Here is a 14,292-nt window from a genome sequence, read left to right as displayed (position 1 = left end):
ATGGTTATGCAGGTGATGCAGCATCACCTGCACTGAGGTATCCATACAAGACGTGACATTGACCGTAAGGAGGCCTTCGTGGGCCTGAGTTTTGTATCCCGACGCGCACTCTCGGTAGGCGCCATGGTCGTCGCCGGCGCGCTCGGCCTGTCGGCCTGCGGGAGTGGCGAGCCCACCACCGCGAGCCCGGCCGGCGGTGCCTCGGCCAGCGCCCCGGCGGCCGCCTCCGGCGCGAAGGTGATCAGTGCCGGCAAGCTGACCACCTGCACCAACCTGCCCTACGAGCCCTTCCAGTTCAAGGAGGGCGACAAGGTCGTCGGTTTCGACGTCGACATCGTCGACCTTGCGGCCAAGAAGCTCGGCCTGACGCAGGAGATCGTCGACATCGACTTCGCCATCATCAAGAGCGGCGCGGCGATGGCCGCCGGCAAGTGCGACGTGGCCGCCGCCGGTATGACGATCACCGACGAGCGCAAGGCCAACATCGATTTCTCCGAGCCCTACTTCGACGCCACGCAGGCCCTGCTGGCCAAGAAGGGCGCCGGCGTGAAGACCCTGGACGAGGTCAAGGCCAAGGGCCTCAAGCTCGGCGCCCAGGCCTCGACCACCGGCCTGGACTACGTCAAGGAGAAGGGCCTCGACCCCAAGGAGTTCGCGGACTCCCCCAAGGAGCTGCTCGGCCTGCAGTCCGGCCAGGTCGACGTGATCGTCCAGGACCTCCCGGTCGTCCTGACCTGGCTGAAGAAGCCCGAGATCGCCGAGAAGTTCGAGCTGGTCGCCAGCCTCGACACCGGTGAGCAGTACGGCATCGGCCTCAAGAAGGGCGCCGACCCGGTCCTGCTCAAGGCGATCAACGACTCCATCGCCACCGCCAAGTCCGACGGCACCTACGAGCAGATCTTCGTCAAGTGGTTCGGTAAGAAGCCCGGCGAGCTCGGTTAATCGATGACCGACCAGCCAAAGACGGCGGGACCCGCTCCTGACGGGGTCACCCCCCTCAGGAGCGGGCTCAGTCCCCGCAAGAGGCAGCAGATCAGCCGGGCCGTGCAGTACGTCGTGCTCGCCGCCGTGGTCGTCTTCCTCGCCCTGACCATCGAGTGGGGCAAGCTCGGGGAGAACTTCACCAAGGGCGAGGTGGCGGCCGAGACGCTGCCCGCGCTGTTCACGATCGCCCTGAAGAACACGATCATCTACTCGGTCGGCGGCTTCGTCTTCGCCTTCCTGTTCGGCCTGCTGTTCGCGCTGATGCGGATGTCGTCGGTGCGGCCCTACCGGTGGATCGCGGTCACCTACATCGAGATCTTCCGCGGCCTGCCCGCCGTGCTGATCTTCCTGTTCATCCTGTTCCTGCCGCTGGCCCTGCCGGGCTTCGAGGTACCCGGGGGCACCTACGGCCAGGGCATCCTGGGCCTGGCGGTCGTCGGCTCGGCGTACATGGCCGAGACGCTCCGCGCCGGGCTGCAGGCCGTGCCCAAGGGACAGATGGAGGCGGCGCGCTCGCTGGGCATGTCGCACACCCGCTCGATGGTGAGCATCGTCATCCCGCAGGCCATCCGCATCGTCATCCCGCCGACCACGAACCAGTTCGTGGCCCTGCTCAAGGACTCCTCGCTGGTGCTGTTCCTGGGAGTCTCCGGCGAGTACGTCGAGCTGACCAAGTTCGGCAACGACATGGCCTCCACCTTTGCCAACGCCACGCCCATCCTGGTCGTGGGAGTGACGTATCTCCTGGTCACCATCCCGCTGGGCTATCTCGCGTCCCGGCTGGAGAAGCGCCAGGCGAGGGGACGGTGACTCCGGTGAGCCAAGCGGTGAACCACGCGGTCGAGATCCGCGACCTGCACAAGAGCTTCGGCAAGCTGCAGGTGCTCAAGGGCATCGACTTCGCCGTCGACCCCGGTCAGGTGGTCTGCGTCATCGGCCCCTCCGGGTCGGGCAAGTCCACCCTGCTCAGGTGCGTCAACCTGCTGGAGGAGCCCACCTCGGGCAGGGTGGTCGTCAACGGCGTCGAGCTGACCCACCGCGACGTCGACATCGACGCCGCCCGGCGCGGTGTCGGGATGGTCTTCCAGCAGTTCAACCTGTTCCCGCACATGACCGCGCTGCAGAACGTGATGATCGCGCAGCGCCGGGTCCTGAAGCGGGACAAGGCCGAGGCCGAGCGCATCGCCAGGGAGAACCTGGAGAAGGTCGGCATCGCGGAGAAGTGCGACTCCTATCCGGCACAGCTCTCCGGCGGGCAGCAGCAGCGGGTGGCCATCGCCAGGGCCCTGGCGATGAGCCCGGCGCTGATGCTCTTCGACGAGCCCACCTCGGCGCTCGACCCCGAGCTGGTCGGCGACGTGCTCACGGTCATGCGCAAGCTCGCCGAGGAGGGGATGACCATGCTCGTGGTCACCCACGAGATGGCGTTCGCCCGCGACGTGGCCGACCGGGTCGTGTTCATGGACGGCGGCGTGATCGTGGAGGACGGCACCCCCGAGCAGGTGATCGGCGCCCCGCGCAACGAGCGCACGCAGACCTTCCTGCGCCGCGTGCTCGACCCGACGCACACCGACGTCTGAGCCTGCGGGCACACCGTCCGGGGTCCGGGAACCCCGGTCTCCCGGCCCCTGGGGGCCACCGGGGGCCACCCGGGCCCTGGGTCCGCCCGGCCCGGTCCACCGGTCCGCGCCCGTCCGGCGCGGCCCGGTGGCCGGAAGGGGCCGGATGGATCCCGGCCGCCCCACGGACCCGGCGAGCCCGGGGGAGACCTTTGGCGCCATACGGAGCTTCCCCGACCCCGTACGTTTTCTACTCGGTCCCCCCACGGACATCACCGTCACCCACCGTAGCGGACCGGTTGCTCCACGAGGGCAAAAAGGCGGTCCGAATATGATCGAGTACGAGATGTGATCAGACGTCCGCCGGGCACCTCCGGGTCATGACGGGAAGACGCCGGCCGGGACCCGGGACGGGGCCGGGCGCCTCAGGTGTCGCGAAGCATGCACGTCAGGCGCGAGCTGCACACCCTGCGGCCCCGGTCGTCGGTGATCTCGATCTCGTACGTGGCCAGCGTCCGGCCGCCGTGCACCCGGGTGGCGACCCCGGTGACCAGGCCCGAGGTGGCCGAGCGGTGGTGGGTGGCGCTGATCTCGACGCCCACCGCGATGCGGCCGGGCCCGGCGTGCAGCGCCGCGCCGGTCGAGCCCAGGGTCTCGGCCAGCACGCAGGAGGCACCGCCGTGCAGCAGGCCGTAGGGCTGAATGTTGCCCTCGACGGGCATCGTGCCGACCACCCGCTCGGGGGAGGCCTCGGTGATCTCGATGCCCATCCGGTCCACGAGCGTGTTCCGGTGCATGACGCCCACCTGCTCCTGAAGGGACCGCGCGGACTCGTCGGGGTCTGTCATGGTCAAGGGGGCGTCTCCTGTCGAGCGAGGCCAGGCGTTCTGTCGTAGGAGGAGACTAGGCTTTCGCTGTGCCGAAGAGCGAAGCGACCCCCACTCGTCCGTGTCTCCTGCTGCTGGACGGTCATTCACTGGCCTACAGGGCTTTCTACGCCCTCCCCGAGGAGAACTTCTCCACCTCCACGGGCCAGACGACCAACGCCGTCTACGGGTTCACCTCGATGCTGGTCAACGTGCTCAGGGACGAGCGGCCCACCCACGTGGCGGTCTGCTTCGACCGCTCCGAGCCCACGTTCCGCCACGAGGAGTACGCCGACTACAAGGCCGGCCGGAGCGCGACCCCCGACAGCTTCCGCAGCCAGATGAGCCTGATCCACGAGATGCTCGACGCGCTGGCCGTGCCGCACCTGTCGCTGGCCGGGTACGAGGCCGACGACCTGATCGCGACCCTGGCCACCCGCGCCTCCGCGCAGGGCATGAGCGTGCTGATCGTCACCGGCGACCGCGACGCGCTGCAGCTCGTGGACGAGCACGTCACCGTGCTGATGACCCGCGTCGGCATCAGCAACATGACCCGCTTCACCCCCGAGGCGGTCCTGGAGAAGTACGAGCTGACCCCCGCGCAGTATCCCGACTTCGCCGCCATCCGCGGCGACTCCAGCGACAACCTCAAGAACATCCCCGGCGTGGGCGAGAAGACCGCGGCCAAGTGGATCCGCGAGTTCGGCTCGCTGGAGGCGCTGGTCGACCGGATCGACGAGGTCAAGGGCAAGGTCGGCGACAAGCTCCGCGACCACCTCGACCAGGTCCTGATGAACCGGCGCCTGACCCAGCTCATCCGCGACGTCCCGGTGGACCGCGACGTCACCGGCCTGGCGCTCGGCAGGCCGCACCGCGAGGAGATCGACAAGATCCTCGACACGCTGGAGTTCCGCGGCGAGATCCGCGACCGGGTGCTCAAGACGATCGCCTCGCCCCAGGGCGGCGCCGGGGCCGAGGCCGAGGACGGCTTCGCGGTCGAGGCCGTCACCCTGGGCCCCGACGAGGTCGGCCCCTGGCTGCGGGCCCTGCCCCCCGGCCGCGCCGGCCTGGCCTTCAGGGGCGCCTACGGCAGCGGCACCGGTCGCGTCGACGGCATCGCCGTCGCGGCGGCCGGGACGCCGGCCGGGGACGGGGCCGAGAAGGCCTCGGGCGGGCGGGCGGCGTTCGTCGACCCGGCCACGCTGACCGAGGCGGACGAGGCGGCCCTGCGCGAGTGGCTGGCCGACCCCTCGATCCCCAAGGCCGTGCACGACGCCAAGGGGTCGATGCTCGCCCTGTGGGCCCAGGGCATGGAACTGTGCGGCCTGAACTGCGACACCGCCCTGGCGGCCTACCTGGCCACGCCGGGGCAGCGCTCGTTCCCGCTGGAGGACCTGGTCCGCGTCTACCTCAGGCGCGAGCTGCGCAGCGAGACCGACAACGGCGGCCAGGCCAGCCTCTTCGACGACACCGACGCCGACGGCGCCCGGGAGCTGGCCCTGCGGGCGCTGGCGGTCGGCGAGCTGGCCGACGCGCTGGAGGCGTTCCTGGAGCCGCTGGGCGCCATCCACCTGCTGCGCGACGTGGAGCTCCCGCTCGTCACCGTCCTGGCCGAGCTGGAGCGGGCCGGCATCGCCGCCGACCGCGACCACCTCGAGGCGCTGGAGGCCGAGTTCGGCGCCGCGGTCAAGCAGGCCGTCGAGGCCGCGCACGCCTCCATGGGCGGCGAGCAGTTCAACCTGGGCTCGCCCAAGCAGCTCCAGGACATCCTGTTCGTGCGGCTCAACCTGCCCAAGACCAAGAAGACCAAGACCGGCTACACCACCGACGCCTCCGCGCTGGCCTGGCTGGCCACCCAGACCGAGCACGAGCTGCCGACGATCATGCTGCGCCACCGCGACCAGGCCAAGCTCAAGGTCACGGTCGAGGGCCTGATCAAGGAGATCGCCGACGACGGCCGCATCCACACCACGTTCAACCAGATCGTGGCGGTCACCGGCCGGCTCAGCTCCGAGAAGCCCAACCTGCAGAACATCCCGATCCGCACCGCCGAGGGCCGCAGGATCCGCCAGGGCTTCACGGTCGGCAAGGGCTTCGAGACCCTGCTGACCGCCGACTACAGCCAGATCGAGCTGCGCATCATGGCGCACCTGTCCGGCGACGAGGCGCTGATCGCCTCCTTCGAGTCCGGCCACGACTTCCACAAGGCCACCGCGGCCCGGGTCTTCGACACCGACCCCGAGAAGGTCACCGGGGAGATGCGGGCCAAGATCAAGGCGATGAACTACGGCCTCGCCTACGGCCTGTCCGACTTCGGGCTCTCGGAGCAGCTCGGCATCCCGGTCTCCGAGGCCAGGGCGCTCAAGGAGGAGTACTTCGAGGAGTTCGGCGGCGTCCGCGACTTCCTCAACGCGATCGTCGCCCAGGCCAGGAACGACGGCTACACCGAGACCATCATGGGCCGGCGCCGCTACCTGCCCGACCTCAACAGCGACAACCGCCAGCGCCGCGAGATCGCCGAGCGGATGGCGCTCAACGCGCCCATCCAGGGGTCGGCGGCCGACATCATCAAGATCGCCATGCTGGGCGTGCAGGGCGCGCTCAAGGAGGCCGCCCTCGGCTCCCGGATGCTGCTCCAGGTCCACGACGAGCTCGTGTTCGAGGTGGCCCCCGGCGAGCTGGAGACCCTGCGCGAGCTGGTCACCGACCGGATGAACGCCGCCTACTCCCTGCGGGTCCCGCTGGCCGTCTCGGTGGGCGTCGGACGCACCTGGGAGGACGCGGGGCACTGACCCGGACTTGAGAGACCGGCCCCGGATCCCCGGGGCCGTCTCCGCGGTCCTCAGTCAGTCTCCAGGGCCTTCCACGCGGGGCGTCCACGTGGAGGCGAGGCCGTGCGCGCGTCCGCCCACGGCCGTTTCCGGGCTCTCCGCGTGACCGTCCACGGGGCGTACGCAAGGGTGCCCGCGGGGGCGTCCGAGGGGGTCCGTCCCCTGGTGATTGGCCAGGCCTGTCCGAGTCTGTTCTAGGGTGGTGGCCCAGCCGATAAGCTCGACGGGCACGGGAGTTTTGTGCTGAGTTCAATCCCCCTGACGCGGATCATCATGCTGGCCAACGTGCTGGTCGTCACGGTGGCGGTGGTGGTGCTCCTCACGCTCCCCACCCCGCCCGCCCGGCCCGGCGCGTCAGGCTCCGGCGGCCCCACCCGCGGGCCGTCCCAGCCGCCGCGGCCGTCCGCCTCGCCCACGCCGGACCCGGGCCTGCCCTCGGCCGAGCTGCCACCGCCGATCACCGCCTCGCCGGAGTTCGCCCGGCAGGTCAAGGCCAACGAGGCGGGCGTGGTCCCGATCCTGATGTACCACCGGATCACCCACAGGCGGCTGGCCTCGATCGACCGTACGCCGGCCCAGGTCCGCAAGGAGCTGGAGAGGCTCGCCCGGGACGGCTACGTGCCGGTCACCGCGCGCGAGTTCGCCACCGGGCGGATGGACGTCCCCGCGGGCAAGCACCCGGTGGTGCTCACCTTCGACGACGGCCACCACAGCCACTTCTCGCTCCAGGCGGACGGCACACCGGCGAAGAACAGCGCGGTCGGCATCATCTACCAGGTCGCCAGGAAGTACCCCGGCTTCCGGCCGGTGGCCACCTTCTGGGTCAACCGGTACCCGTTCGGCCTGCAGGAGCGGCGCGACCAGGAACGGGCCGTGCGCTGGCTCGTCGGGCGGGGCTTCGAGGTGGCCAACCACACCTGGAGCCACCCCTACCTGCCCGGCCTGGGGAAGAAGGCGATCGCCGGGCAGCTCGCCCGGGTCGAGCGGATGCTGAAGAGGCTCGGCGTGCCCCCGTCGGAGACCATGGCGCTGCCGTTCGGGGCGATGCCGCGCAAGCGCTCCACCGTGCAGTCCGGGAAGTGGCAGGGCGTCCCGTACCGCTTCAGGGGGGTCTTCCTGGCCGGGGCCGAGCCGTCGGTCTCGCCGTTCGCCAGGCGCTACGACCACCGCTCCATCCAGCGCATCCAAAGCAACGGTAAAAAGGGCGAATGCCGGAAATGGTGTTCGCAGTACTGGCTGGAGTGGCTGGACAGGCATCCGCGCGAGCGCTACACCGCGGACGGCGACCCGGACCGCATCTCCGTCCCACGCGGGCTTCGGGGTAAGATCAGGAGCGATCGGAAGCAATTGATCAACGCATACTGAGCGAGATCGTCGACCTCGTGACCGGTGGTCGCGTAGGGTCGTCGGATTGACCATACCCGTCTGGTCTCATATGCTGATCGCTGCGCTGTGGGCTCGCGCGTGTCTCGGACGGAGTGGGCTCGCGCTCGATCATGTCGACGTCAATTCTTCGGCTGACGGTAAGAGGCCTGCCGCGCGTTCGCCACATCGACATCTGTCCGCGTTCGGAGCAACTCCACACATGACGAGCAGCACTGAGGCCACCTCGAGCACCCCGCAGGTAGCGGTCAACGACATCGGCTCTGAGGAAGAGTTCCTCGCAGCGATCGACCTGACCATCAAGTACTTCAACGACGGCGACATCGTCGAGGGCACCGTCGTCAAGGTCGATCGAGACGAAGTTTTGCTCGACATCGGCTACAAGACCGAGGGTGTCATCCCCTCGCGCGAGCTCTCGATCAAGCACGATGTCGACCCGGCGGATGTCGTCGAGGTTGGCGAGCACGTCGAGGCCCTGGTCCTCCAGAAGGAGGACAAGGAAGGCCGCCTGATCCTGTCCAAGAAGCGCGCTCAGTACGAGCGGGCCTGGGGCACGATCGAGAAGATCAAGGACGAGGACGGCATCGTCACCGGCACCGTCATCGAGGTCGTCAAGGGTGGTCTCATCCTCGACATCGGCCTGCGAGGCTTCCTGCCGGCGTCCCTGGTCGAGATGCGGCGCGTCCGCGACCTCCAGCCGTACGTGGGCCGCGAGCTCGAAGCCAAGATCATCGAGCTGGACAAGAACCGCAACAACGTGGTCCTGTCCCGCCGTGCCTGGCTCGAGCAGACGCAGTCCGAGGTTCGCCAGACGTTCCTCAACACCCTGCAGAAGGGTCAGGTCCGCAAGGGCGTCGTCTCCTCGATCGTCAACTTCGGTGCGTTCGTCGACCTCGGCGGCGTCGACGGTCTGGTCCACGTCTCCGAGCTCTCCTGGAAGCACATCGACCACCCCTCCGAGGTCGTCGAGGTCGGCCAGGAGGTCACCGTCGAGGTGCTCGACGTCGACATGGAGCGCGAGCGCGTCTCCCTGTCGCTCAAGGCGACGCAGGAAGACCCCTGGCAGCAGTTCGCCCGTACCCACCAGATCGGTCAGGTCGTCCCGGGTCGCGTCACCAAGCTGGTGCCGTTCGGTGCGTTCGTCCGCGTCGAGGAGGGCATCGAGGGCCTGGTGCACATCTCCGAGCTGGCCGAGCGCCACGTCGAGATCCCCGAGCAGGTCGTCCAGGTGGGTGACGAGATCTTCGTGAAGATCATCGACATCGACCTGGAGCGCCGCCGGATCTCGCTGTCGCTCAAGCAGGCGAACGAGGGTGCGATGGGCGCCGACGTCGAGTTCGACCCCACGCTGTACGGCATGGCGGCGACCTACGACGACTCGGGCAACTACATCTACCCCGAGGGTTTCGACTCCGAGACCGGCGAGTGGCTCGAGGGCTTCGACAAGCAGCGCGAGGAGTGGGAGCGGCAGTACGCCGAGGCCCAGACCCGCTTCGAGGCGCACAAGAAGCAGGTCGAGGAGGCCCGCAAGGCCGAGGCCGAGGCGGGCGAGGCTGCCCCCACGTCCTACTCCGGCGAGACCCCGCCGGCCGGTGGCTCCACCGGTGCCGCCAGCAGCAGCAGTGGCTCCTCCGCTCCGGCGGGTGGCGCCCTGGCCTCCGACGAGGCTCTCGCGGCTCTGCGCGAGAAGCTCGCGGGCGGTCAGAACTGATCACGCGGTAGACGTTCCACGGAAGGGCCCCGCTCCGGCGGGGCCCTTTCCGCGTTCCGGGCCCGGCTCGGCCCGGTCCCACCGCACTTGCACCTCGGGCCCGAACCCCATGGGCTTCTCCACCCCTGGCCGTTCCCGTGCCCTGGCTCTCCGCTCCCTCCCGCGGCCCGGCTAAGGTGACGCCGTGACCGTGATCGAGTACGCGAAGCCCGAGGACGCCGGCGAGATCCTGACCGTGCAGCGCGCCGCCTACGTGGGGGAGGCACAGCTCTACGGCGACCCGTTCATCCCGCCCCTGGTGGAGTCGGCCGACCAGGTCCGCCAGGCCGTCAAGACGGCCATCGTGCTCGTCGCCAGGGACGGGAGCAGGATCGTGGGGGCGGTACGCGGCCGGATGTCCGGCACGACCTGCCTGGTCGGCCGTCTGGTGGTCGCCCCGGACCGGCAGGGGGCCGGCATCGGGGGCTCCCTGCTGACCGCCCTGCACACCGAGGCCGCCACGGCCCTCGCCTTCGACCTCTTCACCGGCCACCTGTCCGAGGCCAACCTGCGCCTGTACCGTCGTCAGGGCTACCGGGAGACCGGCAGGGAACGGATGAGCGACCACCTGACGCTGGTGCACCTGCGCAGGGAGCCGTAGAGGCCGTCCCGGGTTCAGGAGGGCCTGAGAGCGCCTCACAGGCGAGCGACGGCCTTCGTCTATCGGAAACCCCGTCGCACACCCTGGCCGTGACACGGGCGGCGTCAGGGCGTACACGAGACCGCAGGGGTAAGGCTGGCCCTCACCGGCACATCAGGTGAAGATCCGAGGCCGGAGACGGTGCGGTGCGGCCCGTACCGCGTATGCTGCGGATCATGTTCAAGGTGGGGCTTACCGGCGGCATCGGGTCCGGCAAGAGCGAGGTCTCCAAGCGGCTGGCCGCCCGAGGGGCCATGGTCATCGACGCGGACAAGATCGCCCGCGAGGTGGTGGAGCCGGGGACCCCCGGCCTGGCGCGCGTCGTCGGCGTCTTCGGCACCGGGATCCTCCGCGAGGACGGCTCCCTCGACCGGGAGAAGCTCGGCTCGATCGTCTTCACCGACTCCGAGAAGCTGGCCTCGCTCAACGCCATCGTCCACCCGCTCGTCGGCGCCCGGATCGCCGAGCTCCAGGAACAGGCCCCCACCGGCGGCATCGTGGTCTACGACGTGCCGCTGCTGGCCGAGAACGGCCTCGCGGGCATGTACGAGATCGTGGTCGTCGTGGACACCCCCGACGACGTCCGCCTCGCCCGGCTGATCGAACTGCGCGGCATGACCGAACAGGACGCGCGGGCCAGGATCGCCGCCCAGGCGACCCGCGAGGAACGCCTGAAGATCGCAGACATCGTCGTACGGAACGACGGCACGCTGGAGGAGCTGGAGACCCGGATGGACGACCTCTGGTCCGACCTCACCGCCCGCGCCACCGCCTGAACCGTCCGTTCTTCGGGTCGAACCGCCTGAGCCGTCTGTTCTCCGGTTCGAACCGCCTGAGCCGTCCGCCCTGCCCTCTTCCTGGTTCGTACCGCCCGTACCGTTCGCTCCCCGGTCCGAACGGTCTGTGCCGCTGTCTTCTCCCTGACCTGAATCCCGCACGCGTCCGTCCTCCGGTCCAAATCGCCCGAGCCATCGGCGGCTCCCGGGCCTGGACCTCTCACCGCTCACTCTCCGCCCGGAACCGCCCGCACGGTCGGCCCCAGGGCCTGGGGCACTCACCATCCGCCCTCCGGTCCGATCGGCCCGCGTCGTCGGCCCCGGTCTGAACCGCCCACCCTTCGCCCCCCGGGGGAATCGTGGCAGGCCAGGCATGCCATTCTGGCCGATGTGCCGCGCAGACCGAGTGCCCTGGACCTCATCCGCCTCGCCCTCCTGGGGCTCGGCCTGCTGTTCGTCGCCACCGGCCTGCTCCCCGCCCGCGAGGCATGGGCCCAGATGGAGCGGATCGCGCCGATCCTGCTCTTCCTCGCCGCGGTGATTGTCATGGCGGAGCTCGTCAAGGAGGCCCAGGTCTTCGACGTGGTCGCGACCCGGCTGGCGGTGCTCGGCCGAGGGAACCACCTGGCGCTCTTCCTGATGTGCGTCGCCTTCGCCTCACTGGTCACCATGTTCCTGAACCTGGACACCACGGTGGTGCTGCTGACGCCCGTCATGCTCGCCCTCGCGGCCAGGACCGGAATCGCCGCGCTGCCACCGGCCATGACCACCCTCTGGCTCGCCAACACCGCAGCCCTGCTCCTGCCGGTCTCGAACCTGACGAACCTGCTGGCCGTGGACCGGCTCGGCATGTCCGCCCGCGAGTTCGCCGGACGGCTGTGGTTCCCCCAGCTCGTGTCCATCACGGTCACCGCGGTCCTGCTGTGGGTGTTCTTCTGGCGCCGGGGCCGGCGCGGAACCGACCGCTACAGGCCTCCGACGGCCGAGGCGGTCGCCGACCCGCTGCTGTTCAGGATCGCGACCGGAGCGTGCGTGCTGTTCGTCGCCACGATCCTGCTGGAGGTGCCGATCCAGCTCGCTGCCCTGGCCGGAGCGGCCCTGATGCTCGCCGCCTTCGCCTGGCGCGACCGCTCGAAGCTCACCCTCGCGCTGTTCCCCTGGCAGCTGCTGGTCTTCGTCGTCGGCCTGTTCCTGGTCGTGCCCACCCTGAGCCGGTACGGCCTGGCCTCGGTGATGAGCTCCCTCGCCGGGACCTCCGGAGGATCGGGAGGCGACGGGGCCTACCGCGTCGCGGCCGTCGGCGCGGTGCTGTCCAACCTGATCAACAACCTGCCCGCCTACACGGTGGTGGAGCACGTCATCCCCGCGGGAGAGCGCGACCTGCTGCTCGCCCTGCTCATCGGCACCAACATCGGCCCGGTGATCACCCCCTGGGCGTCCCTCGCCACCCTGCTGTGGTTCGAGTGGTGCCGCCGCAGGGGAGTGCGGGTCCCGATGCTGACGTTCGTGCTGACGGGAACGGTACTGGTGGTGGCCTGCGTGACCGCGACGGTGGGAGCACTGGTGCTCACCGCTTGAACGATGACCGTGCGCTTGGCGGCGCCGGTCGCGGTTCGCATCGCTCGGGCCTGTCAGATGTCGTCGGGCAGCAACCGGAAGCACTCGTGGCCGGTAAGCGGGCGGATCGCGCGGAAGTGCTCGCGATCCAGTGTGAAGACGGCGTCGGTACGGAACTCGGCCGCCAGAGCCGCGTTCATCGCGTCGGTCAGGCCGATGTTCATCGTCCGGTAGCGGGTCATGAGCGCGCCGGCGGTGCGCAGGTGCGGTGACACCTCGGGGACCTCGTACCGTTTGACGTCGATCCTGCCCATGATGTGGTCGAGGACCGCGAAGGCGGCCTGCTGGCCGATCCTGCTCGTGATCAGATAGTCGAGCTCGGCGAGGACGAGGGGGGATATGACCAGGTGGCCGACCTGAGCTCGGGCTTTGACGCATGCGTCATGTTCTGCGTCCTGGCGGTTGAAGGTCGCCAGCAGAGCCGAGGTGTCAGCGATGACCACAGGGACGTTCACCGACCAAAACCTCCGGCCAGGAACTCATCGGTCCGCGCCGACAGATCGGCGGGCCCGTCGAACAAGGGAAGATCGTCGTCGCCCATGGGGTCAGTGGGAAACGGGAGCGGCGGCTCGGCCTGGTGAGCGGGCACCAAGGTTGCGATATGGCGGCCGTTCTTGGTGACCGCGATCGTCTCGCCCTGTTCTGCCGCGGCGAGGATGCGAGCGGACTGCTGGTTGAACTCCCGGGCTGTGGCTTCCATATGGTCATGGTACTACTTATGTACTACACGCGGACGGCACTTCGGGTGAGTGAAGACCGTGGTGAAGTACCTGTACCTCTGTCCGGCCACCGGGCGGCCGGGTATGTGATCACCAGTCGAGAGTGACTCTGACCGCACGCTCCGGTCGAGCCGCCGAGAGCGGCCGCATCGGCGAAGCGAAGTGATCCGGCTTCAGCACCTTCACTGAGAATTCCCTGGTCGAGGCGGCTGACGGATTTAAAGTCCGTAGGGTAAGTGCTCATGATGAAAGTGATCTGTATACACTTCGGTATTCAATCCAGGGAGAAGAGAGCAGCTTGGAGTGAATGATATCCAGTCGCCCTGTCGTGGCCTGCTTGGAGGGATGGCTGTCCTGGCTCTTCTGCTCGCCGGATGTACGTCATCAGAAGTCGACCACTACGAAGATGATCGACGCTTCAGAGAGTTCGCCATCAGTGCTCTTTCCGTCGCTCGTCCTGACTACAGCTTCGGGCCGCTTCCTACAAGCGTCAGGACCGCGGACGGTGTGGTGGTGACGTTGTCCGCCCGTCCTGTTGGGGCAGAAAGTTCAGAGGAGATCCCCGTCACCGTGACGTTCGGTCAGGGTGTGACGGTGGACGTGTCCCCGCTGCCTGAAACTCGCCTAGGTGGGGTACTGAAGGAATTCGGCACCTCGAACGAGAGCGACGAGGATGTGCGGGACACGCAAGAGTTGCTCTCGGAAATAGGGCGTGGCGTCGGAGTGGTGGCCGTCGCCGAACTCGCTGAGCCGATGCCGGAGGCCAAGGTTCTAGGAGAGGAAGAGGGACTGTCCCAGCCTGAAGGAGTGCTCCTGTCATCGGGAGGCGACCGGCCCCTTGGTAACAGTCTCTATTGCGGCCACATGTGTAGAAGAGGCTCGTGGCAGCAGTCGTACACGACCACCTTTCAGGAATGGATATCCACCCTGCGATCACAGGACCGGGCCGTCCTGCAGGCGTTCGGGTTGAATTTGGAACACCTGAGAGCGACCTCACGGCAAGGTAGGATCCACGGCCTCATCTACGAGAACTACGATGCGCGAATGATGCTGGAGATTTCTAAGAACCCGAAGGTGAAAGCCTTGTACGTGGCGGACGTCAACCTCAGGTGCGCTTCCGAAGCAGGAGGGACTTGTCGACCGACGGGTGACTGAGCCAAAGGTCAC

The 14,292-nt window shown here is 68.6% G+C and carries 13 protein-coding genes; 10 read left to right on the top strand and 3 right to left on the bottom strand.

The genetic code is table 11. From position 1 onward, the window contains the following. Window positions 1-123: 123 nt before the first annotated feature. From ABD832_RS34705 to ABD832_RS34695, 3 genes are read left to right on the top strand one after another with little or no spacing between them, the layout of a single operon-like run. The gene (locus ABD832_RS34705; RefSeq protein ID WP_344904269.1) at window positions 124-942 is read left to right on the top strand and encodes an ABC transporter substrate-binding protein; all 819 of its coding nucleotides are present in this window, start codon (window positions 124-126) and stop codon (window positions 940-942) included. A gap of 3 nt (window positions 943-945) precedes the next feature. Continuing rightward, on the top strand, window positions 946-1,794 hold the full coding sequence (locus ABD832_RS34700) for an amino acid ABC transporter permease (RefSeq protein ID WP_344904267.1): 849 nt from the start codon (window positions 946-948) through the stop codon (window positions 1,792-1,794). A 5-nt stretch (window positions 1,795-1,799) separates the two neighbouring features. Further along, window positions 1,800-2,564 (top strand): amino acid ABC transporter ATP-binding protein, encoded by a 765-nt coding sequence (locus ABD832_RS34695; protein WP_344904265.1) that lies wholly within the window; start codon window positions 1,800-1,802, stop codon window positions 2,562-2,564. A gap of 404 nt (window positions 2,565-2,968) precedes the next feature. Here the strand turns inward: ABD832_RS34695 and ABD832_RS34690 are convergent, their stop codons facing one another. Next, on the bottom strand, window positions 2,969-3,340 hold the full coding sequence (locus tag ABD832_RS34690) for a PaaI family thioesterase (protein ID WP_344904486.1): 372 nt from the start codon (window positions 3,338-3,340) through the stop codon (window positions 2,969-2,971). A 119-nt stretch (window positions 3,341-3,459) separates the two neighbouring features. Here ABD832_RS34690 and polA point away from each other — a divergent pair, with 119 nt between their 5' ends. From polA to ABD832_RS34660, 6 genes are all read left to right on the top strand, one after another. After that, window positions 3,460-6,201: a DNA polymerase I gene (gene polA, locus ABD832_RS34685; RefSeq protein WP_344904263.1), complete on the top strand. Its 2,742-nt coding sequence runs from the start codon at window positions 3,460-3,462 to the stop codon at window positions 6,199-6,201. Window positions 6,202-6,480: 279 nt separating this feature from the next. Further along, window positions 6,481-7,605, top strand: coding sequence for a polysaccharide deacetylase family protein (locus tag ABD832_RS34680; RefSeq protein ID WP_344904261.1), 1,125 nt, complete (start codon window positions 6,481-6,483; stop codon window positions 7,603-7,605). Between the two features lie 220 nt (window positions 7,606-7,825). Continuing rightward, on the top strand, window positions 7,826-9,334 hold the full coding sequence (rpsA, locus tag ABD832_RS34675) for a 30S ribosomal protein S1 (RefSeq protein WP_344904259.1): 1,509 nt from the start codon (window positions 7,826-7,828) through the stop codon (window positions 9,332-9,334). Window positions 9,335-9,518: 184 nt separating this feature from the next. Next, window positions 9,519-9,974, top strand: coding sequence for a GNAT family N-acetyltransferase (locus ABD832_RS34670; protein WP_344904256.1), 456 nt, complete (start codon window positions 9,519-9,521; stop codon window positions 9,972-9,974). 215 nt (window positions 9,975-10,189) lie between these two features. Continuing rightward, complete coding sequence (gene coaE, locus ABD832_RS34665) at window positions 10,190-10,789, top strand: dephospho-CoA kinase (protein WP_344904253.1); 600 nt, start codon at window positions 10,190-10,192, stop codon at window positions 10,787-10,789. 390 nt (window positions 10,790-11,179) lie between these two features. Continuing rightward, window positions 11,180-12,367, top strand: a complete 1,188-nt coding sequence (locus tag ABD832_RS34660) for an SLC13 family permease (RefSeq protein ID WP_344904250.1) — start codon at window positions 11,180-11,182, stop codon at window positions 12,365-12,367. A 53-nt stretch (window positions 12,368-12,420) separates the two neighbouring features. On the opposite strand, the gene ABD832_RS34655 is transcribed toward ABD832_RS34660, so the two are convergent. Next, window positions 12,421-12,861: a PIN domain-containing protein gene (locus tag ABD832_RS34655; protein WP_344904247.1), complete on the bottom strand. Its 441-nt coding sequence runs from the start codon at window positions 12,859-12,861 to the stop codon at window positions 12,421-12,423. Further along, a complete protein-coding gene (locus ABD832_RS34650) occupies window positions 12,858-13,106 on the bottom strand; it encodes a type II toxin-antitoxin system Phd/YefM family antitoxin (RefSeq protein ID WP_344904244.1) in 249 nt (82 codons plus the stop codon). Before ABD832_RS34650 ends, ABD832_RS34655 begins: the two co-directional genes overlap by 4 nt. Window positions 13,107-13,470: 364 nt before the next feature. Here ABD832_RS34650 and ABD832_RS34645 point away from each other — a divergent pair, with 364 nt between their 5' ends. Beyond that, window positions 13,471-14,280, top strand: coding sequence for a hypothetical protein (locus ABD832_RS34645; RefSeq protein ID WP_344904240.1), 810 nt, complete (start codon window positions 13,471-13,473; stop codon window positions 14,278-14,280). Window positions 14,281-14,292 lie beyond the last annotated feature (12 nt).

The organism is Streptosporangium longisporum (assembly GCF_039534895.1).
GTDB classification, from domain to species: Bacteria; Actinomycetota; Actinomycetes; order Streptosporangiales; family Streptosporangiaceae; genus Streptosporangium; species Streptosporangium longisporum.
The sequence above is the reverse complement of the archived record's forward strand: the minus strand, read 5'-3'. Positions and strand labels throughout refer to the sequence as shown.